Annotated in this window: 15 protein-coding genes; all 15 read left to right on the top strand. The window is 50.9% G+C overall.

Going from position 1 to position 20,923, the window contains the following annotated elements:
* The first annotated feature begins 46 nt into the window (after window positions 1–46).
* A complete protein-coding gene (gene araD, locus B1728_RS13990) occupies window positions 47–739 on the top strand; it encodes an L-ribulose-5-phosphate 4-epimerase (RefSeq protein ID WP_079910841.1) in 693 nt (230 codons plus the stop codon).
* A 51-nt stretch (window positions 740–790) separates the two neighbouring features.
* Window positions 791–2,461, top strand: coding sequence for a ribulokinase (locus B1728_RS13985; RefSeq protein ID WP_079910840.1), 1,671 nt, complete (start codon window positions 791–793; stop codon window positions 2,459–2,461).
* A 56-nt stretch (window positions 2,462–2,517) separates the two neighbouring features.
* The gene (gene araA / locus B1728_RS13980) at window positions 2,518–4,008 is read left to right on the top strand and encodes an L-arabinose isomerase (RefSeq protein WP_079910839.1); all 1,491 of its coding nucleotides are present in this window, start codon (window positions 2,518–2,520) and stop codon (window positions 4,006–4,008) included.
* A 229-nt stretch (window positions 4,009–4,237) separates the two neighbouring features.
* Complete coding sequence (locus tag B1728_RS13975) at window positions 4,238–5,020, top strand: squalene/phytoene synthase family protein (RefSeq protein WP_079910838.1); 783 nt, start codon at window positions 4,238–4,240, stop codon at window positions 5,018–5,020.
* A gap of 99 nt (window positions 5,021–5,119) precedes the next feature.
* Window positions 5,120–5,620, top strand: a complete 501-nt coding sequence (locus tag B1728_RS13970; protein WP_079910837.1) for a DinB family protein — start codon at window positions 5,120–5,122, stop codon at window positions 5,618–5,620.
* A 461-nt stretch (window positions 5,621–6,081) separates the two neighbouring features.
* Entirely contained in the window at window positions 6,082–7,272 is a 1,191-nt protein-coding gene (locus tag B1728_RS13965; RefSeq protein WP_079910836.1) for a Gfo/Idh/MocA family protein, read from the top strand.
* 12 nt (window positions 7,273–7,284) lie between these two features.
* A complete protein-coding gene (locus tag B1728_RS13960) occupies window positions 7,285–8,445 on the top strand; it encodes a dihydrodipicolinate synthase family protein (RefSeq protein ID WP_079910835.1) in 1,161 nt (386 codons plus the stop codon).
* Between the two features lie 382 nt (window positions 8,446–8,827).
* Window positions 8,828–9,649, top strand: coding sequence for a sugar phosphate isomerase/epimerase family protein (locus B1728_RS13955; RefSeq protein ID WP_079910834.1), 822 nt, complete (start codon window positions 8,828–8,830; stop codon window positions 9,647–9,649).
* 442 nt (window positions 9,650–10,091) lie between these two features.
* Entirely contained in the window at window positions 10,092–10,892 is an 801-nt protein-coding gene (locus B1728_RS13950; RefSeq protein WP_079910833.1) for a helix-turn-helix transcriptional regulator, read from the top strand.
* A gap of 304 nt (window positions 10,893–11,196) precedes the next feature.
* Window positions 11,197–12,573, top strand: coding sequence for an extracellular solute-binding protein (locus tag B1728_RS13945; RefSeq protein ID WP_079911053.1), 1,377 nt, complete (start codon window positions 11,197–11,199; stop codon window positions 12,571–12,573).
* An 84-nt stretch (window positions 12,574–12,657) separates the two neighbouring features.
* Window positions 12,658–13,551 (top strand): carbohydrate ABC transporter permease, encoded by an 894-nt coding sequence (locus B1728_RS13940; protein ID WP_079910832.1) that lies wholly within the window; start codon window positions 12,658–12,660, stop codon window positions 13,549–13,551.
* A gap of 17 nt (window positions 13,552–13,568) precedes the next feature.
* Window positions 13,569–14,414: a carbohydrate ABC transporter permease gene (locus tag B1728_RS13935; protein WP_079910831.1), complete on the top strand. Its 846-nt coding sequence runs from the start codon at window positions 13,569–13,571 to the stop codon at window positions 14,412–14,414.
* A gap of 124 nt (window positions 14,415–14,538) precedes the next feature.
* Window positions 14,539–15,048: a L,D-transpeptidase gene (locus B1728_RS13930; RefSeq protein ID WP_079910830.1), complete on the top strand. Its 510-nt coding sequence runs from the start codon at window positions 14,539–14,541 to the stop codon at window positions 15,046–15,048.
* A 502-nt stretch (window positions 15,049–15,550) separates the two neighbouring features.
* Window positions 15,551–17,767, top strand: a complete 2,217-nt coding sequence (locus B1728_RS13925) for an efflux RND transporter periplasmic adaptor subunit (protein WP_179136010.1) — start codon at window positions 15,551–15,553, stop codon at window positions 17,765–17,767.
* Window positions 17,764–20,907, top strand: coding sequence for an efflux RND transporter permease subunit (locus B1728_RS13920; protein ID WP_079910828.1), 3,144 nt, complete (start codon window positions 17,764–17,766; stop codon window positions 20,905–20,907). Before B1728_RS13925 ends, B1728_RS13920 begins: the two co-directional genes overlap by 4 nt.
* Window positions 20,908–20,923: the final 16 nt, after the last annotated feature.

Genomic DNA, 20,923 nt, shown 5'->3' with positions numbered 1-20,923 from the left:
AACAGTATCGGACTTATTCTATTTTTCAGAAAGGTGTTGATACAAGTTGTTATTACAACTCAAACAGGCCGTATGGGAAGCGAATCTGGATTTGCCGAAATACGGCCTTGTTACGTTCACTTGGGGGAATGTAAGCGGTATCGATCGCGAGCAAGGGCTCGTCGTTATTAAACCTAGCGGCGTTCCCTACGAGGAGCTGAAGCCTGAGGACCTGGTTGTGGTCGATCTCGAAGGCAATATTGTGGAGGGAAAGCTGAGGCCTTCCTCGGATACGCCGACCCATCTTGTGCTGTACAAAGCGTTTCCGCAAATCGGAGGCATTGTACATACCCATTCGCCGTGGGCTACGAGCTGGGCGCAGGCGGGTAAGGGGATCCCGGCTTTAGGAACGACGCATGCGGATTACTTTTATGGCGAGGTCCCATGCACGAGAGCTATGACAGAGGCGGAAATTCAGGGCGCTTATGAGCTTGAAACCGGCAACGTTATTGTCGAGACCTTCCGGGGACGCGATCCGCTGCAAGTGCCGGGTGTACTGGTTCACTCCCATGCTCCTTTCAATTGGGGGAAGGACCCGCATCAAGCCGTACATAATGCTGTCGTGCTGGAGGAAGTGGCTAAGATCGGCTATCACACCATTGCATTAAATACCCATGTTCCTTCGATGGATCAGACGCTGCTGGACCGGCATTTTTTGCGCAAGCATGGCGCGAATGCTTATTACGGACAAAAGCAGTAAGGGATTTGGCATGGAAACAAGATTAGGATACAGGGAGGAGCAGTTTGTCGTATGGCTAAAAAATATGCTATAGGGATCGATTACGGTACTGAATCGGGCCGGGCTGTATTGGTGGATCTGGCGGATGGTACGGAGGTTGCCGATCATGTCACGCCGTATCCTCATAATGTAATTGATGAAGAGCTTCCGGGCTCGGGATTGAAGCTTGAACACGACTGGGCGCTTCAGCATCCTGGAGATTATATCGAGGTGCTCAAACGCTCCGTGCCCGCTATTATTCAGGCTTCCGGCGTAAATCCGGCGGATGTTATCGGTCTGGGGATAGACTTCACGGCTTGTACGATGCTGCCGGTAGACTCCAATTGCAATCCACTATGCTTCGATCCCGAACTGCGGGAAAGACCTCACAGCTGGGTCAAGCTATGGAAGCATCATGCGGCGCAGGATGAAGCGAATCGGATTAATGAGCTGGCTGCGGAGCGGGGAGAAGCCTTCCTGCCGCGCTATGGGGGCAAAATTTCTTCGGAATGGATGATTGCAAAAATATGGCAGATTCTTAATGAAGACCCTTACATATTCGACAAGACCGATCAGTTTCTCGAAGCGACGGATTGGGTCGTATCCCAGATGACGGGCAATCCGCAGCGGAACAGCTGCACGGCCGGCTACAAAGCCATCTGGCATAAGCGGGACGGATATCCGAGCGAAGCGTTCTTTAAAGCATTGGACCCTAGGCTGGAAAAGCTGACCAGCACGAAGCTTCGCGGCGAGGTCGTACCGTTAGGAACAAAGGCGGGAGAGCTTACGCCAGAAATGGCTGAGCTGATGGGACTTCTTCCCGGCACAGCGGTGGCCGTCGGCAATGTGGACGCTCATGCGGCTGTTCCAGGTGTCGGTGTGGTGACCCCCGGCAAGCTGGTTATGGCGATGGGGACTTCAATCTGCCATATGCTGCTTGGTGAGGAGGAGCATCACGTCGAAGGCATGTGCGGCGTAGTCGAGGATGGAATTATTCCCGGGTATTTGGGCTACGAAGCGGGGCAATCCGCGGTAGGGGATATTTTCGCCTGGTACGTGGAGCAAGGCGTCCCTGCGTATGTGCATGAAGCGGCACAAACGGAAGGCATTAGCGTCCATGAGTGGCTGGAGCAAAGAGCGGCGGCCTACAAGCCGGGAGAAACGGGCCTGTTGGCACTGGATTGGTGGAACGGAAACCGTTCCGTTCTGGTTGACACCCATCTCTCCGGCATGCTGATCGGCTATACTTTGCTCACAAAGCCTGAGGAAATTTACCGCACCTTGCTGGAAGCGACGGCATTCGGCACAAGAAAAATCGTGGATGCGTTTCACGAGAACGGAGTAACGGTAAACGAACTGTATGCATGCGGCGGGCTGCCGCAAAAAAACCGCCTGCTCATGCAAATTTATGCGGATGTAACGAACCGCGAGATCAAAGTAGCGGACTCCAAGCAAACGCCGGCATTGGGAGCGGCGATGTTCGGTGCGGTGGCTGCAGGAGCCGCCAACGGAGGGTACGATACGATCGTGGAGGCCGCCGGGAAGATGGCCCGGGTGCGGGAAGAAACGTTCAAGCCTATTCCCGAGAACGTAGCCGTATACGAAAAGCTGTACGAGGAATACAACAAGCTTCATGATTATTTCGGACGAGGCGCTAATGATGTGATGAAACGATTAAGAGCGATGAAGGAAGCAGTACGTTAATTGCTAGTGTACTCTTGATTCACCAAATACGAACTCATTCAGGAGGTTATGATACGATGATCCCCGTTAAGCCTTATACATTCTGGTTTGTTACAGGAAGTCAGTATTTGTACGGTCCGGAAACACTGAAGGAAGTGGACGCGCATTCACTGCAAATCACGGAAGGATTGGATCGAGATCCCGCCATTCCATTCCAGGTTATATTCAAGCCGGTATTAACGACACCGGAGGCCATTCGCCAATTATGTCTCGAGGCTAACGGCGATGAATCATGTGCAGGAATTATAACCTGGATGCACACCTTTTCTCCTGCAAAAATGTGGATCGCAGGGCTGACCGAGCTGCGCAAGCCGCTGCTTCATCTTCATACGCAGTTTAACCGTGACATCCCATGGGACAGCATCGACATGGATTTCATGAATTTGAATCAATCGGCCCACGGGGACCGGGAGTATGGCTTCATCGGCGCCAGAATGGGGATTGCGCGTAAAGTGGTCGTCGGCTATTGGGAAGATGCACAGGTGCGCAGCCGTATTGCGGGATGGATGAATACGGCGGTCGCTTATACGGAAGGACGTCAGCTAAAGGTTGCCAGATTCGGCGATAACATGCGTCAGGTTGCCGTCACCGAAGGAGATAAAGTGGAAGCACAAATCAAATTCGGCTGGTCTGTTAACGGCTATGGCATCGGAGATTTGGTTCAAAGAATGAACGATATTTCGGAGAACGAAGTGAATCGGCTGTTCGAGGAGTATAACGATCTTTATGATATCGCTCCGGAAGCACGCGAAGCAGGTCCGATCCGCGAAGCCATTCTGGAGCAGGCCCGAATCGAGCTGGGCATGAAAGCTTTTCTGGAGGAAGGCGGCTTTAGCGCGTTCACGACTACGTTCGAGGACCTCCACGGGATGAAGCAGCTCCCCGGGCTTGCCGTCCAGCGTTTGATGGCGGAGGGATACGGCTTCGGAGGAGAAGGGGATTGGAAAACAGCGGCATTGGTACGTACGATGAAGCTGATCGCAGGCAATGTAGGTACTTCCTTCATGGAGGATTATACCTATCATTTTGAGCCGGGGAATGAACTGGTCCTGGGGTCGCATATGCTCGAGGTTTGCCCGACGATTGCCGCAACTCGCCCTAAAATCGAAGTGCATGCCCTCTCGATCGGCGGCAAATCCGATCCTGCACGGCTTATCTTCGATGGCAGAGACGGTGCGGCGCTCAATGCATCGATCATTGACTTGGGCAACCGGTTCCGGCTTATTGTGAACGAAGTGGATGCGGTGAAGCCGGAGCAGGCTATGCCCAAGCTTCCTGTAGCTCGCGTTCTTTGGAAGCCGCAGCCGTCGTTAAATCTCGCGGCTGAGGCATGGATTCATGCCGGCGGTGCGCATCATACCGCATTCTCCTACATTGTAACAGCAGAGCAGCTGGCCGATTGGGCCGAAATGGCAGGAATTGAATCCGTCCTAATCAATCTCGGCAGCACGATTACGTCGCTGCGCAACGAATTGAGATGGAACGACCTTTATTGGCGCATGAAGTAAATAAGGTTATTATTTTGAGCCCTCTGCACTTTCTTGAATGCAGGGGGCTGCCGTTTGCGGAAGTTTTTCGGTTTTGTGAATTGACAGGTTTATCCTGCCGGAAAATGCAATCTTGTTTGGCTTGGCTGTATGATTTTGTGATATCATTGAATAAATGCTAACAAACAGAGAATAGCTAAGCGCATACTTGGAGGGAGCACTTATCAATAATATCGTCCTTAATGATGCAATGACCATGTTGAAAAAAACAAGCCGTACTTTTTATATTCCGATCAGCACCTTGGAAGCAGGTTTGAAGGAAGCGGTAACATCTGCGTATCTTTGCATGAGAGCCATCGATGAGATTGAAGATCACGAGCAGTTACCGGATACGTTAAAGGTCCAATTATTACTCGGGGTACGCGATGCATTCCAATCCGGCACCATCCCGGAAGAGGTACAGAAGGTTATGGCCCCGCATCGGGACAAGCTACCGGAGGTCACCGTCCAGCTGGATGAATGGGTACGGCTATGTCCTGCTACAGCTTTACCGGTTATTGTCCCCTATATCGGCAAAATGTCCCATCAAATGGCCGATTGGGTTCAAAACGGCTGGAGCATTCAAACGGAGGAGGACCTGGACCGGTATACCTATAGTGTGGCAGGTATGGTAGGGGAGATGCTGTCCGAGTTGTGGCTGTGGTATGACGGTACGCCGTCGGATCTTCATAAGGCCGTGGCTTTCGGCAGAGGATTGCAGGCCGTAAATATTCTTCGCAACAGGAAAGAAGATCTTGAACGCGGCGTCGACTTTTACCCGGACGGCTGGGATTTCAAGGAAATGCAGCAGTATACGCGGCGGAACCTGGAGATCGCCGACTCCTACGTAGCAGACCTGAAGGAAGGTCCGGCATTAAAGTTTTGCAAAATTCCGCTGGCGCTTGCCCATGCAACCATGAATCTGCTATCTGCTGGCGGAAATAAATTGACGAGAGATGCGGTGCTTAAGATTGTCAGCCGTGTGATGAACTAAAAAAACTTGCAGCTACCCTGACAGACTGTTGTCAGGGTAGCTGTTTTATTATTAGGATAAACGCAAATATATTAGGTATATAAAGGGAGACGATATTTTATGGAAAATCAAGCAAGAAAAATGTACGACTATCACGTATGGGCGAATCAAACGATGTTTAACCGCTTAAAGGAGCTTCCGGAGGATGTGTATACAAGGGAAATACAAAGCGTATTCAGCTCTGTGTCCAAAGTCATCTCCCATATTTATACCGTGGATCTCTGCTGGCTTCACATATTGAGCGGGAAAAGCATGCCGGACGCTCTAGCCCTGACCCTGCCCCTGCAGGAGCAAATGTACGGGAAGACGGTACTGGAAATGGAATCCTTGTACGCCGAGCTGGCATCGCGATTCGCATCTGTCCTGGACTCTCTGGATAATATGGAAGAAACAATCACGCTTGATAACCCGTATGCGGGTGTTCGGGATACGAGCTACTCGGAAATCGTCCTGCAGGTTGTCAATCACGGCACATACCACCGCGGCAATCTGACGGCCATGCTGCGTCAAATGGGTCATGCCTCGGTAATGACGGAATATGCCTTGTTCTGGTATTCCTGAGGACATATCTGTATAAAAAGTTCCGGTTCCAATATTGGCTTCGAAATCATAGCCCCGCTCCTGCGGGGTGAGTCTGTCGAGAAACCTAGTTTTGCGAGAACTTTGCTAAATATGGAGGTGGGGTATTCCTCGGAAGAGTTTACGTCCGCCTTTGAAACCCGTGAAAATACCACTAAATCTGATCCCTTTCACGGGTTTCAACAGCGGCTGGAGGGGCATACCCCACCGTAGTATATTAGCAATAGTTCAAGCCTTATAGGTTTCTCGACAATCTGGCCCCGCTCCTGCGGGGTTATTTTTATTGGAGGACTTTGTCGGAATCGGTTCCAATAGTTAGAATCCGGTTCTAAAAGTGATAAGACTAAAGTGTGATTTCCAACTAGTATGAACTATAGAAGGTTCCATGCAGCACATGGTGGATCCAAGATACCAAAACCATGAATGGAGAGGGGATTAAACAAATGACAGTGCACAATGTTGGCATCATTATGAACGGGGTTACAGGACGTATGGGGACGAATCAGCATTTGATCCGATCCATTCTCGCGATTCGTAAACAGGGAGGCGTGACTCTGCCTAACGGGGATGTCATCATGCCGGACCCTATCTTGGTGGGACGTCAGGAGCATAAATTGAAAGCGTTAGCAGAAGCCCACGGGTTGACGCGCTGGAGCACCGATCTGGCCGGATGCCTGGCGGACCCTGCCAATACAATTTATTTTGATTCCCAAACGACCGTACACCGCGCCGAAAGCATTCGTCAAGCAGTTGCGGCCGGTAAACATATTTATTGTGAGAAGCCGACGGCTACTAACTTGGAGGAGTCGCTAGAGCTGGCGAAGCTGGTCCGCTCGGCAGGACTTAAAAACGGGGTTGTTCAGGATAAGCTGTTCCTCCCAGGGCTGCTAAAGCTGAAAAGATTGGTGGATTCGGGCTTCTTCGGCAGAATCCTGTCGGTCCGCATGGAATTTGGCTATTGGGTGTTTGAAGGGGATTGGCAGCAAGCGCAAAGACCTTCCTGGAACTATCGCAAAGAAGACGGCGGCGGCATTATCGTCGATATGTTCGCTCACTGGAGATATGTGCTGGATAACTTATTCGGCGAAGTTCGTTCGGTATCTTGCCTGGGAGTGACTCATATTCCTGAGCGCGTCGATGAACAGGGTAATACCTATGAATGTACCGCTGACGATGCGGCGTATGCGACCTTCGAGCTTGAGGGCGGCATCGTGGTTCAGGCCAATTCCTCCTGGGCGGTTCGCGTGAACAGAGATGACCTGCTCACGATTCAGGTCGACGGTACGGAGGGCAGCGCTGTAGCCGGTCTGCGCGATTGCAAGGTTCAGCACCGCGTTAATACGCCTAAGCCGGTATGGAATCCGGATATTCCGAATCCGTTCAAATTCGAGGAGCAATGGCAGGAGGTACCTGACAATCAGCTGTTTGATAACGGATTTAAAGTGCAGTGGGAGCTGTTCTTGAAGCATGTCGTAGCCGATACGCCATTCCCTTGGGATCTGCTGGAGGGAGCCAAGGGAACGCAGCTGGCTGAATTAGGCTTGCGTTCTTGGGAAGAGCGCCGCTGGCTGGACGTACCTGAACTGAAGCTTGACACCGTCTCCCAGGATCAGCTGGCTTCGGCCAAACGATAAGGAGGAACCGAGATGAGCCGTCTATTGCAGCTCCCCCGTGCAGGGGGCTCGCTTTACTCTTATACGCCGGGACAATCGGCACCAATCGAATTGCCCAAAGGCCCGCTGAAAAGCCGCATCGCGTTCTCGGCCGCCCATGTAGTTTGTGATCCATTTGCCGATGCGGATCCCTTGAATCATGCTCAGATCGATTGGGAGGCCACTTTGGCTTATCGCCGTCATTTATGGTCCCTTGGACTTTCCGTCGCCGAGGCGATGGATACGGCACAAAGAGGCATGGGGCTTGATTGGTACCGAGCCAAGCAGCTTATCAGCCGTTCTATTGCCGAAGCTCAAGCCGTACAGGGCAGAATTGCATGCGGAGCGGGTACCGATCATCTGGCTCCGGGGCCGCAGGTAACGCTGGAGCAGGTGGAGCAAGCTTATGAGGAGCAGGTAGCCTTCGTGGAAGGGCTTGGAGGGCAGGTTATTCTTATGGCGAGCCGCGCTTTGGCTGCTTGCGCCAAGGGGCCGGAGGATTATGAACGGGTCTATGGACGAATATTGAGCCAGGTATCCAAGCCTGTCATTCTTCACTGGCTCGGGGATATGTTCGATCCCGCATTAGCCGGGTATTGGGGAGAGCGCGATTTGGACGCGGCCATGGAAGTGTGTCTGAAGGTGATTCGTTCCCATGCCGACAAGGTGGACGGGATTAAGATTTCCCTGCTGGATGACGAGAAGGAGATCCGGATGCGCCGGCTGCTTCCGCCTCATGTGAAAATGTACACAGGGGACGATTTTAATTACCCGACGCTTATTCGCGGGGACGAGCAAGGCTACAGCCACGCTCTGCTCGGAATCTTCGACGCCATCGCTCCTGCGGCGGCGGCAGCGATTCATGCGTTGGACTCCGGGGACGAAGCGCGTTATAATGCGCTGCTGGAGCCAACGGTAGCCTTGTCAAGGCATATCTTCCAGAAGCCGACCTATGCTTATAAAACCGGTATCGTATTTATGGCTTATTTGAACGGGCATCAAAACCATTTCCGGATGATCGGCGGAGCCGAGGGCGCAAGATCCGTCGTTCATCTGTCGGAGCTGTTCGTGCTGGCGGACAAAGCAGGCTTGCTGGTCAATCCGGATTTGGCTGCCGAACGGATGCGCAATGTTTTGACTCTCGCTGGAATCTAAAATCTCGTAAGCAAGGGCTACTCCGGTTATCCAGGATAAAGGGGGGGAAGCTCTTGCTTATCGAAATGCTTACGGAGTAAGAATAGGCTGTTGAAAAGAACTGTTTTGCCTGAACTATGCTACATAAGGAGGTGGGGTATGCCTCGGAGGAGTTTACGTCCGCCTTTGAAACCCGTGAAAATACCACAAAAAAATAATCACCTTTCGCGGGTTTCAATAGCGGCTGGAGGGGTATACCCCACTGGAGCATATTGGCAATAGTTCAGGCTTTATGTTTTTTTCAACAGACTCCGCTTACGAAGTTAGTTTTTACTTCGTAAAAACTCAGCTTATGCTTACGAAGTAAGTTTTTATTCCGTAAAAACTCTAAGGAGGTAACCCCATGGAACCAATGCAAACTATAGAGCGGTTAAGCTTTAATCAAATAACAGCCGACCGGCTAAGCCTGCCGGAGGTTGTAGACTGCTGCGCCCGGGCTGAAGTGCCCTGGATCGCATTATGGCGCCATAAAGTCGCCGAAACCGGGCTGGCGGAAAGCAAGCGGCTTGTTCAAAATGCGGGCTTGCGGGTGTCCAGTCTTTGCCGGGGAGGAATGTTCCCGGCAGCGACCGCGGCAGAACGTCAAGCGCGTATCGATGATAACCGTAGAGCCGTTGACGAAGCTGCCGAGCTTGGGGCGGAAGTGCTGGTGCTAGTCTGCGGGCCTGCACCCGATAAAGATATCGCGGCTGCCAGGCAGATGGTGGAGGACGGCATTGCCCAGCTGATGCCGTACGCACAATCCTGCGGAATCAAGCTGGGGATTGAGCCGCTTCATCCGATGTATGCGGCCGAACGCTCCGTCATCAATACGCTGGCCCAGGCGAATACGATTGCAGAGCAGTACAGCCCTGAGCAATGCGGTGTCGTCGTCGACGCCTTCCATGTATGGTGGGACCCGGATTTGTACGCACAAATCTCCAGAGCCAGCGGACGCATATTAGGCTTTCATGTCTCCGATTGGATTGTTCCGACACCGGATTTGTTGATGGGTCGCGGAATGATGGGGGACGGGGTTATTGATTTACGCCGGATGCGGAGCGCTGTCGAAGCCGCCGGGTATCATGGCCCCATTGAGGTTGAGATTTTCAACCGGACCATTTGGGATATGAGCGGGGATGATGTCTTCGCGTTAACGAAGGATCGATTTATCAAGCACGTGTAATATCCGGCCTTTTCTTGATTATAATGATCTCTCCACGCAACGGATGATGGATTTCGTATTCGCCAAAGTACAAGGTGCAAGGAACGATCTTTCTTTTGAAGGCGGTGTCCTAACCGATGGATGCGGATTTCGTATGTCAATATTTTTGGCCTGAGTCCGACGTTCCGGCTGATGAACAAGTGGGAACGAAGGTCCAGAGGCATAAGAAGCGGGAAAGAAAATGGTTATTCGGGTTATTCACCGGCAAGCGCAAGCATCCCCCATTGAGGAGAATCAAATAACGGAATTCAAGCAGTTATCCTTCAGCTCCTGTCAGCTGAGGGATGTTTGCGTTTCAGGCACTCGGCTTGTTGCCGTCAGGCAAACACGGTAAAATAGGGTAACAACGATGCGGAGGTGAATCTTCCATCGGTTGAATACGCTCACAAGGCGGGCTTTGACAATGATTGGTATTCATTTGTACGAAAGCAAGCATCAGGAAAGCTATGAAATCAAAATTCATCATCACGATAATGTGCAGATTTTATACGCCATCGAAGGCGAAGGCAGTATTTGGCTTGATGGGCAGCAATATGCTTTTGAACAAGATAATGCGGCATACATCTACCCTCGATCCAGACATGCCGTCTCTTCTGATTCCCATTTGACGCTGCTCGTTCTCGCTTTTGACGATCTGGAGCAGAATGGTCTGCATCAAGAGTGGAAGCCGTACAGGTTCACCCGGTCCGAGCTCCTAAAGCTGAATGCCTTTCACGCAAGTGAAATGCGGCTGATGCTTAGAAAGCTATTGTTCGAACAGAAGCAGGCGGATCCGCTTAGCAGCTGGGCTATGCATAACTTGATTCAGGATATTTATTTGCTGATGGTTCGTGCCAAGGAATCCAAGCAGGTGCAGGATGCCAACGGTTTAAGAGCGGAACGGATCCGGAATTACATTGACCTGCATTATTACGAGCCGGTGACTTCAGAAGAGCTCAGCGGCAAGCTCGGCATTAGCATTCGTCAGATGAACAAAATCTTTAAGAAGGAATATCAGATGACTCCTATGCAATATTTGGCGGAGGTAAGGATGGGACTTGCCAAGAAGCTGCTTGCCGAATCGGATAAAGATATTGCCTCCATATGCTTTGAAGTTGGTTACGAGTCGCTGCCCACGTTTTATAGGACCTTCAAAATGGCCATGAACATGTCGCCGAATAAATACAGACAGCAGCTGCTTTCTTCCGCGGCCGATCTGCAATAATGATGGAAATTCATGCTTTACCTGCCGCACCAGGAAAGAGTATAATCAAAGTGGAAGCGATTTCAATCCAGTCCTTGCAATGAATAAGGATACGAATCAAATTTTCAAATCCTTCTTGACGTTCCGTAATTTCAGGTGCTATAGTATAGACGACAAATGAACACTTTCATCACATAACGTGTTACCTTTCGAGGGCATTAGTTATGGGGAACTGTATAGATCCCCTGACTATGCCCTTTTTTGCTTGTCCGATGAGAGGTTCTTGGGTCCATTTCATGAAGTGAAAAGGGAGCGAGGCATGATGATGAAAAAAAAGAAGTGGTTACATTGGGCTTTGGCGGGAACGTTCGTACTGTCAGCAGCGGGCTGCGGGGCACCGGCCGCACAGCCTTCCGGGGGGAATACGAAGCCGGGTACGGACGCCAAACCGGCGGTGAGTGCCGCCCCTAGCGGCGGTGAAGCGTCTTCCGATAAAAAGCTGACAGGTGATTTTGAGATTCAATACTTTGTCGGCGGGTATGGCGACGCATGGTGGAAGGAAATGATAGCAGAATTTCAAAAGAAATACCCTGATCTGAAAATTAAAGAATCCGCCGGAGCCAAAATTAATGACCAAATGAAGCCTCGCTGGATCCAAGGCAACCCGCCCGATTTTGTCTACATTGATGGAGCAGGGGCTAATGCAAGGCAAATGGTGAAAGATGATCAATTACTGGACATAACGGATTGGCTTAAGGACTTGAAAAATGCCGACGGGGAGAAGCTGTCCGATCTTCTCATATCGAAGCCGGAGGAGTACGAGCCGGGTAAAAACCATACGGTTCCGCTCGTGTTCGGCTCGTGGGGGACCTTTTATGACAAGGCGTTATTTACGAAAAACGGATGGGAGGAGCCAAAGGATTTTGAAAGCTTCCTTGCCGTATCCGGCAAAATCAAAGCCTCTGGCATGATGCCGTATATTCATACAGGGGTGTACCCGTACTATATTGCGGGAGGTTTGCTCGATTCGGCCACCGTATCGGCTAATAAAGATGATGCATCGATTTTGAAAAAGGTCGCTTCTCTCGAGCCAGGCATTTTCAAGAGCGAGCCCGTCATGAAGGCTTTGGATAAGATAGTTCAGCTGCGCGACAAAGGCTTTATCGATCCGGGCTCCGTTTCCCTAAACCATACGGATTCCCAAGCATTATGGCTCCAGCATAAGGCGGCCTTTATTCCTAATGGATTATGGCTGGAAAACGAGATGAAGAAGGACATTCCGCAGGGCTTTGATTTTGGCTTCATTCCTTCCATCTCGCAAGAGAAGGGCGGCAAGTATATCGCCATTCCGTATACAAGCACGATTGCGGTAGCCAAAAAGGCAAAAAATCCGGAGGCTGCCAAAGCGTTCATCCAATTCCTGTTCACCAAGCAGCATGCGGTACGATGGGCGGAATTAACCGGTGCGCTTATGAATGTGAAGGCGGATCTGGAATCGTCCAAAGCAAGCAATGTCGTGAAATCCGCTATGAAATATTACAATTCGCCTAATACAGTTGTCGCTCCGGAGGTCGTGCTGCCTGCTGACGTGGAAAAAGCGAGAAACGATGCGATTGTGGCATTGACTACGAGCAAGATCACACCTGCGGAATGGGCGGACCGTTTGGAAAAGGCTGCAGAGAAGGCAAGGGCAAGTAAATAATCGTTTTTCAAAGGGGGGAAAGAGGGCTAATTAGGCTCCTTCCTTCCCGCCCGAACCATAATCAAGAAAAGGCTGGTAACGATCATGAGCGCCAAAGCCAAAAGAACGTTGTTTGTCGCATCGTTTATCCTTCCGACATTGCTGTTGTTCTGCGTATTTACGGTGTACCCGATTGTTAAGGGAATCTATATCAGCTTGTATGATTGGTCCGGCAGCTCGGAGCATATGGATTTCATCGGCCTGCAAAATTTTCGCGATCTGATTGCTGATCCTGTCATACGTACAGCCATTTACAACGATTATTTTCTGTTGTTTTGGAAAGTGATCGGCATCATGCTTTTGGCGACCCTGTTCGCAGTAGCATTAACCCGGTTTCCCATTCGAAGGGCTGCATTTTTTCGCGTCATCTTCTTTTTTCCGAATGTTATTTCGGTTGTCGTCATCGGTGTGCTATGGAGGTATGTGTATAACCCGAACCTTGGGTTTTTGAATTCATTCCTATCGCTATTTTCAAGCGAGCCGGTGAATATTCCTTGGCTCGGTGACGAGCGGTTCGCCATGTGGTCGCTGTTGCCCCCGACGATTTGGGCAGGGATCGGTTTTTATATGATTTTGCTGATCGCTGCGATCTTGAGCATATCTGACGCTTTGTATGAAGCGGCCCAAATCGACGGCGCATCCCAATGGGAGCAATTCTGGCACGTGACGCTGCCGCTTATTTGGGAGCAGCTGAAGGTGTCCATTTTATCGATTGTTATGACGACCTTGAACGGCTCCTTCATCATCGTAACGATCATGACCGAAGGCGGCCCCGATAACGCTACGCAGGTTATGGGCTCTTATTTATACCAGATGGGCTTCAAGCAGTTTCATATGGGATATGCCGCAGCGATTGGCGTTCTTATTCTCGTGCTTTCGCTGATTACGACCATAGCGCTGCAGCGATTAATGAGGCGCGATGTGATAGAGATCACCTAGAAGGAAAGGGGATACGCATGAGAACTGAGATCAGGAGCCCGCTGCTCGGATTTTGCATGAAGCTGATATTAGCAATATGGACCGTATGTGTTTTGTACCCCTTAGTATGGACGGTGCTTGGAGCATTAAAGGATAATGCGCAGTTTATGCAGGGAAAGCCGTGGGATTTGCCGAAGCTCCCGCTGGTGTGGTCGAACTATTCTTATGTATGGGAAAAATACCATATCGGAGGATATTTTCTGAATTCCTTGCTGGTGACGGTCTTAAGCACGATTTTGGCCGCATTGCTGGCCGCAACCACCGCTTATGTCTTGGCCAGATATACATTCAGAGGCAGCGGCTTGCTGTACACCGCTTATATGGCCACTATGATGATTCCAATGATCCTCGGGTTGATCCCGCTGTTCTTTTTATTGAATGATCTGCATTTGATTAACAGTTTATTTGGACTGAGTCTGGTTTATGGAATGGGAGCGCTGCCTTTTGGGGTATTCGTACTGGTCGGGTTCTTTAAGTCGCTTCCCAGAGAAATGGAGGAGGCGGCCTTCATTGACGGGGCAAGCCATTACCGCACCTTTTTCCAGATCATGCTACCTTTGGCTCGACCAGGGATCATATCGGTCAGTATTATGAACGTGCTCAATATTTGGAACGAATACATCATGGGGACCGTTTTTATTAACGACCCAGCCAAATATACATTGCCGGTCGGCATAGCCATTATGCAGGGGGAGATGCAGTACCGGACGGAATGGGGGCCGCTGTTCGCCGCTTTATTGATTTCGATGCTGCCCGTTCTGGTTTTCTATGTGCTGTTTCAAAGACAGATTGCCGGCGGAATTACGGCGGGTGCTATTAAATAGAAGAAAGCCATGCGATTTGGGGGAAGGGCGATAACACGGCGCTGTTCCATTTCGTATGGCCATACATATCCGCGGATGCGAAAGAGAACAATAACCGTGCATAATAGGCAAAGGATGGGTTCAATTGAAGCTTATTAAAACGCCGGTTCTCGTTATCATCTGCTTGTTTCTCAGCTTATTGGGGATAGGTCCCGGGAGCGCTTCGGCTGCTCCATCCGCCGTTCCTTTGGAAGCCCTCCAAGAGGAAGGGGTATACATTGAAATCAATAAGAAAAATAACACCTTGGTCGTCTACGTGAACGGGCGCCCCCATTACTACTTCTCCGTAGCAACCGGGAGGAGAAAGGACTTGACGCCGGTCGGCGAATTTCATATTGTCACCAAAATCGTTAAGCCCTATTACGTCCGCAAGAAAATTCCCGGTGGTCATCCCCAGAATCCTCTCGGCACCCGATGGCTTGGTTTAAGTGTTCCCGGGACCGGAGGTTACATGTACGGAATTCACGGAACCAACCGTCCTTATTCCATAGGGAGCCATGCCTCATCAGGCTGTGTCCGTATGCATAATCGGGATGTCGAGTGGCTGTACCGGCATATCCCGCTGGGAACCAAAGTTATTATTAAAGAAAAATAAAAGCGATGAATAGAACAATAACCATCGGGTGATAATATAGTTAGCGGTGAAAAGAGAGGTGTGGTTCCGTTGAACGTTTCAACGAAGCATTCCGGGAATATTGTGGTAGACTCCAGATAGAAGCGGAGGGATGTGCCAAAGACACGTTAGTGTAGTACGAGTACTGCAATAAGGTGAATGAGGTAATCACCGGCTTTTGGAAGGATCGAGGCAACATTCAAAAATCAATTCACCGCGAAAAGAACTCCGAAAGGGGTTCTTTTTATTTATCAACATTAGTTAAGGACATATGGGAACCTAATGCTATTGTAAAAGGTTCAAATGTGTCCTTTTTTTTACACTTTTTTCACATTTATATCATAGTTTCATCATGAATGTGCGCTAAGTTGATGATATCTGGTGCATCGAGCACCTTGTTTCGTTGGCCTTGGCAGCAAGGCCCCCCTCATAGCAGGAGCAGATCCTTGGAGGAAGACGGGCATGAATACATGGAGGTATGGGAATGATCAGGTGGATCCAGAATGTATCCAAAAAGTGGGTGGTTGCCGCGATCGCGGTAATTGCTATCATCGCGGTTGTAGGCGCTACCTTCACAAACTGGGGGAGTCCGAAGACAGGACAGTCAGGTGCCCCGACATCGCAGAGAGGCGGCGGTGGCAATGCAAGACAATTCCCTGTAGAAACGATTGTCGTCAAGAAATCCGATGTGGGCGGCGGACAAATTTTCACGGGCTCGATTACCCCACAGTACACAACCAATGTTTCTTCTCGTGTAGCCGGGCGTGTAACCGATATTATGGTCAAGCCGGGTGACCGGGTCAAGACAGGGGATCCGTTGGCCCAGATCGATACGACGCAGCTTCAGCAGCAGATCGCTCAGTCGGAGAGCGCACTGGCTGTCAGCGCAGCGCAGCTTCAGAGAACGACCAACGATCAAGCGAACAGCGTGGCAACCGCTGAGAAACAGCTGGCTGTTCAAAAAGCAAACCTCGAGAAGGCGATAGTCGACCAGCAGAATGCCGTAGCTGCAGCCAAGCAGCAGGTTGCCATTTCGCAGGCAAACTATAACAAGGCATTAAATGACCAGCAGAATGCTATTGCAACCTCCAAGCAGCAGGTAGCCATCTCTCAGCAAAGCTTGAATAATGCAATTACTACATATAATACGAATCTTACTAACGCACAAAATACGTTGAACGCCCAGCAGGACAGCATCCAGACTTCGCAAGTAAACTCCAATAATACTTTGGATTCCCTGCAGTTAAAGCTTCAACAAGCCATCATTAACTATAAGAATGTGAAAGAAGCGTCCGCCTCCAAAACAACGGATGTTGAGAATGCGCTTCAAAAGCTTCAGCAGGCTCAGCTGGATTTGGATCAGGCGCAGCAAACAACCCCAAGCGCTTTAACTTCAGCGACCTCTGCTTTGCTTAAGGCTCAAGGTGACTTGCAAGCGGCTCAAAACTCACAGACGGTTCAAATTGCACAGGAGCAGCTGAATCGGGACACGATCACCTTGGCGAATGCGCAGAACACGCTGTCGGTGATTCTGGAATCCAACCAGCAGTCGCTTCAGAAGGATCAGCTTTCGCTTGCGAACGCCCAATCGACTCAGGAGCTTAGCCTGAACGTTAGTAAAGCGCAGGTTGCCCAGTCGGAGCAGGCTCTACAATCGGCCAAGTCCACCGATGCCATAGCCGTTAGCTCTGCGCAATATGAGCAGGCCGCATCGAGCTTGAGAATATTGAATGAACAGCTGCAGGATGGTGTCTTGGTATCGCCGGTGGACGGAGTTGTAACCGCAATCAATACCCCGGTAGGTCAAAATGCGGGCAACAACGGCAATATCATTTCCATAGCTGCCCTGAACCCGACGCAGGCAACAGTAAACATTCCGGAATCCAGCATAGGCAAAATTAAAAAAGGGATGGAAATGAAGGTCAATGTTCCCACTTTGAATAAGACATTTGACGGCGTTGTAAGCGCGATTCGTCCGACCCTTGACTCCGTTACCAAAGCCTACGGGGTGGATATTAAAATAGACGATCCTAAGGGAGAACTGCTCCCCGGCATGTTTGCCACTTCCAGCCTGAAGAGTGAGGGGCGGCAATCCATCATGGTGCCGGCAGACGCCGTATTGAGCCAGCCTAACGGGACCGCTGCATTTATCGTGAAGGACGGTAAAGCGAAGAAGGTGACCGTGAAGATCGGAACGATGACAAGCTCCCAGTTTGAAGTTACAAGCGGATTAAGCGAGGGAGACGAGCTCGTAGTGAAGGGCCAGGAGCTGTTGTCTGATAAAGCGAGCGTTCAAGTGGTACAGCCAGGCCAGGAAGGCCAGACGAACGGACAGAAGCCGCAGGGTCAGCAGGGCCAACAAGGCCAGCAAGGGCAAAGGCCACAAGGCCAGCAGGGACAGCAGGGCCAACCCAATGGTCAAAAACAGCAAGGTCAACAGACCAATCAGCCAGGCCAGCAAAATAGCAAGCCTGCCCAGGGCGACAAACCGGCGCAAGGAGACAAGCCGGCCGAGGGCGATAAACCTGCGCAAACAGACAAAAAGCAGGAGAAGCAAGAGGAGAAAAAGCAGGGAGACAAGCCTCAAGGCGAAAAAGCGAAGGAGCGGGGGGAGACTTCGAAAGAGCAGGCTCCGACGAATCGTCCCGCTAATTCGAATGGCGGTACAGCCGGTCCAACGGGAGCAGGTGGCGGTCAGTGAATTTAGCGAATTTTTCAGTCAATCGTCCCGTCACGATACTGATGATTATGATTGCTTTAACGATATTGGGATCGATCGCGGCGCCGTTATTGCCCGTAGATTTGTATCCTAATATGGAGATTCCGACGGCCACGGTATCCGTGAGCTGGCCGGGGGCTTCGCCGGGACAAGTGGAGAATCAGGTTACCAAGCGTGTTGAAGCCTCCATGGCCACGATAGCCAACGTTTCATCGGTTACCTCGAACTCACGAACCGGAAGCAGTAACGTCACGGTGCAATTCAACTTCGGGACGGATATTAGCGAAGCGACCTTGGCGATGCGGGACCGCTTGGACCGGGTCAGGAGGCAGCTGCCGGCCGATGCGGACGCTCCTGTAGTATCCAAGGCGGATCCGAACAGCCAGCCGATATTGAGCTTATCGCTGTACGGCAAGGATGTCGACTTAATCACGCTGCGCGATTTGGCCGATAACGTTGTCAGCCCCGCCGTACAGCGTGTGGAAGGCGTTGCTTCGGTTGGCGTCAGCGGAGGACGGGTGCGGCAAATTCAATTGCTGGTTGACCAGAACAAGCTGACTCAGTACGGCATTACGTTCAACCAGGTTACCCAAGCTTTAAGCAATGACAACCAGTCTATGGATGCCGGGCTCGTCTATAAAGGGGATCAGCTCGTACCGTTAAGAATCAGCGGGGAATTCAAATCGACAGCTGAAATCGAGAAGGTACGTGTGCAGCTGTCGAGAGGCCAGTCCCTGGAGTTGGGCGAGCTAGGCAAGATTATTGATACGTACCAGGATATTACTTATGATTCCCGCCGCAACGGGGAACAGAGCGTCGGATTGTCGGTGTTGAAGCAATCGGACGGCAACACGGTGAAGGTAGCCGATAATATCCGGGCCGCTATGGGGGATATTCAGAGCAAGCTTCCCGACGGCGTGAAGCTCGCCGTTCTTAATGATTCATCCAAATTTATTAAGAGCTCCATCAATACGGTTATTGAGCATACGCTCTTGGGAGCTGTATTCTCCATCATTATTCTGATGCTGTTCCTGAACAGTATCCGCGCTACATTGATTATCGGCGTTGTCATTCCGATATCGGTTATCAGTACGTTCAGCATGATGTATTTCTCGCATCAGACGATCAATACGATAACCCTGGGCGGCCTGGCGCTAGGCTTGGGCTCCCTTGTGGATTTTGCCGTCGTCGTTCTCGAGAGCATCTACAGGAAGAAAGAGGAGGGACTTCCTCCTGCAGAAGCGGCCAAAAAGGGAACCGCCGAAGTAGGAACCGCCGTACTGGCGTCGGCTTTGGCACAGATTGCCGTATTTGCCCCAACCGTGTTCATTGACGGGATGATTAAAAATTTCTTCGTTCCGATGGCTTTAACCGTCAGCTTTTCCCATATTGCCGCATTGTTCGCGGCAATTACCCTGGTGCCGATGCTGGCAGCCAAAATTTTGACCAAGCATCATGACGAATCTCTGCCGGAAGGGCGTTCCTATAACCCGGCTGTCTGGTTCGGCCGCGGCATGAACCGGTTCACCAAAGGCTATATCGGCTTGCTGCGCTGGTCGCTCGGACACCGGTGGGTCATCATCCTCATCACTGTCGGAATGCTGGGAGGCAGCGTATACCTGGCTAAATTCGTCGGTACCGAGATGATGCCGAGATCGGATGAAGGCCAGCTGAACATTAATATCAGTTTGGCTCAAGGAACCAAGTTCGAGATCACGAACGCTCTGACCAGCAAAATCGAAGAGCAGATCAAGAGCATTGATGATATCGATACGATCTTTACCACAGTCGGCAGCGCCGGCGGCGGAGCTTTCCAAAGCTCGGCAACCAACTCGGCGAATATCAGCGTCACCTTGAAGCCGATAGACGAACGGAAGCTGAAGACAGAGCAGATCGTTGAGCAGATCCGCAATATGACTCAAGGGAATCCCGGAGCGCAGATTTCGGTTAACAGCCGTTCCTCTGTCCGGTTGCCTGGTCTTGGCGGAGGCGGCGGAGCCGACATTACAGTGAACCTGAACGGGCCGGATATGACCGTGTTAAGCAAGCTTGGCGATATGGTTGCAGAAGAAATGCGCAATATCCCAACCCTGCGCAGTGTCCAAAATACGATGGAGCGCAGCATACCGGCATATGATATGACCATTGACCGTGATGCGGCTGCCTATTACGGCATTTCCGTTCGTGAGGTCATGACAGCCATCAGAACGGCTTATCAAGGCTCAGTGGCTACCAACTTCAAAACAGGGGACGCCCAAATTTCCGTCCTTGTGAAATATCCGACGGAATTTACGAACAACCTGGAGAACCTGAATCAAGTGGTCCTGAACACCTCATCGGGAGCGCAAATTCCGGTTAGCGCCATTGCAAAAGTCACACCGGGATCTAGCCCTGCGCAAATTCGCCATATTAACCAGCAGCGGTTAACTACGGTTCAAGCCTCCGTATCCGGCGCGGCTATCGGCGATGTGGAGAAGGTGGTCCAAGAACGTTTGGACACAATCCAGCCTCCTGACGGGTACTCGATCAGTTTGACGTCCAAGAGCCAATCGAACGACACGTTTAAGAGCTTGTATTTAATGCTGGGGCTGTCGGTCGTACTGGTGTACATGGTCATGGCGAGCCAATTTGAATCGTTATATGGCCCTTTCATTATTATGTTTTCTTTGCCGCCGACGTTTATCGGTGCGATTCTCGGGTTGTACCTGACCAACCGAACCATTAACATGAACTCGGTCATGGGGATGATTATGCTGATGGGGATCGTGGTGAACAATGCCATTGTTCTTGTCGACTATACGAATCAGCTGAGAAAAAGAGGCTACACCCTGTTCGATGCCCTGATAGAAGCGGGGCGAATTCGGTTAAGACCTATTTTGATGACGACGGGCACAACGGTTCTCGCCATGCTGCCTCTTGTCATCGGTTTCGGGGAAGGCGCGGAAGCTCAAGCTTCCATGGCAACCGTAGTGGCCTTCGGCTTGACGCTATCCACGATGGTTACCTTGCTTCTTGTTCCTGTAGTTTATACATTGATGGACGGCATGATGGATTCGATACGTAGTAAATTCAAACGTAAAACCCCTCCAGCTCTGCCAGCCGATAATACGAACATTTCGTAGCAGCAGGGTACATACA

The sequence above is a fragment of the Paenibacillus sp. 32352 genome (assembly GCF_002042965.1).
Lineage (GTDB): Bacteria > Bacillota > Bacilli > Paenibacillales > NBRC-103111 > Paenibacillus_S > Paenibacillus_S vulneris.
This window is presented reverse-complemented; position numbering and strand designations above follow the sequence as displayed.

Coding starts and splice junctions, on each gene's coding strand:
- araA (WP_079910839.1), top strand. CDS start 2,518: ATGATCCCCGTTAAGCCTTATACATTCTGGTTTGTTACAGGAAGTCAG.
- B1728_RS13955 (WP_079910834.1), top strand. CDS start 8,828: ATGGAACCAATGCAAACTATAGAGCGGTTAAGCTTTAATCAAATAACA.
- B1728_RS13970 (WP_079910837.1), top strand. CDS start 5,120: ATGGAAAATCAAGCAAGAAAAATGTACGACTATCACGTATGGGCGAAT.
- B1728_RS13935 (WP_079910831.1), top strand. CDS start 13,569: ATGAGAACTGAGATCAGGAGCCCGCTGCTCGGATTTTGCATGAAGCTG.
- B1728_RS13950 (WP_079910833.1), top strand. CDS start 10,092: ATGATTGGTATTCATTTGTACGAAAGCAAGCATCAGGAAAGCTATGAA.
- B1728_RS13945 (WP_079911053.1), top strand. CDS start 11,197: ATGAAAAAAAAGAAGTGGTTACATTGGGCTTTGGCGGGAACGTTCGTA.
- B1728_RS13940 (WP_079910832.1), top strand. CDS start 12,658: ATGAGCGCCAAAGCCAAAAGAACGTTGTTTGTCGCATCGTTTATCCTT.
- B1728_RS13960 (WP_079910835.1), top strand. CDS start 7,285: ATGAGCCGTCTATTGCAGCTCCCCCGTGCAGGGGGCTCGCTTTACTCT.
- B1728_RS13925 (WP_179136010.1), top strand. CDS start 15,551: ATGATCAGGTGGATCCAGAATGTATCCAAAAAGTGGGTGGTTGCCGCG.
- B1728_RS13965 (WP_079910836.1), top strand. CDS start 6,082: ATGACAGTGCACAATGTTGGCATCATTATGAACGGGGTTACAGGACGT.
- B1728_RS13985 (WP_079910840.1), top strand. CDS start 791: ATGGCTAAAAAATATGCTATAGGGATCGATTACGGTACTGAATCGGGC.
- B1728_RS13975 (WP_079910838.1), top strand. CDS start 4,238: ATGACCATGTTGAAAAAAACAAGCCGTACTTTTTATATTCCGATCAGC.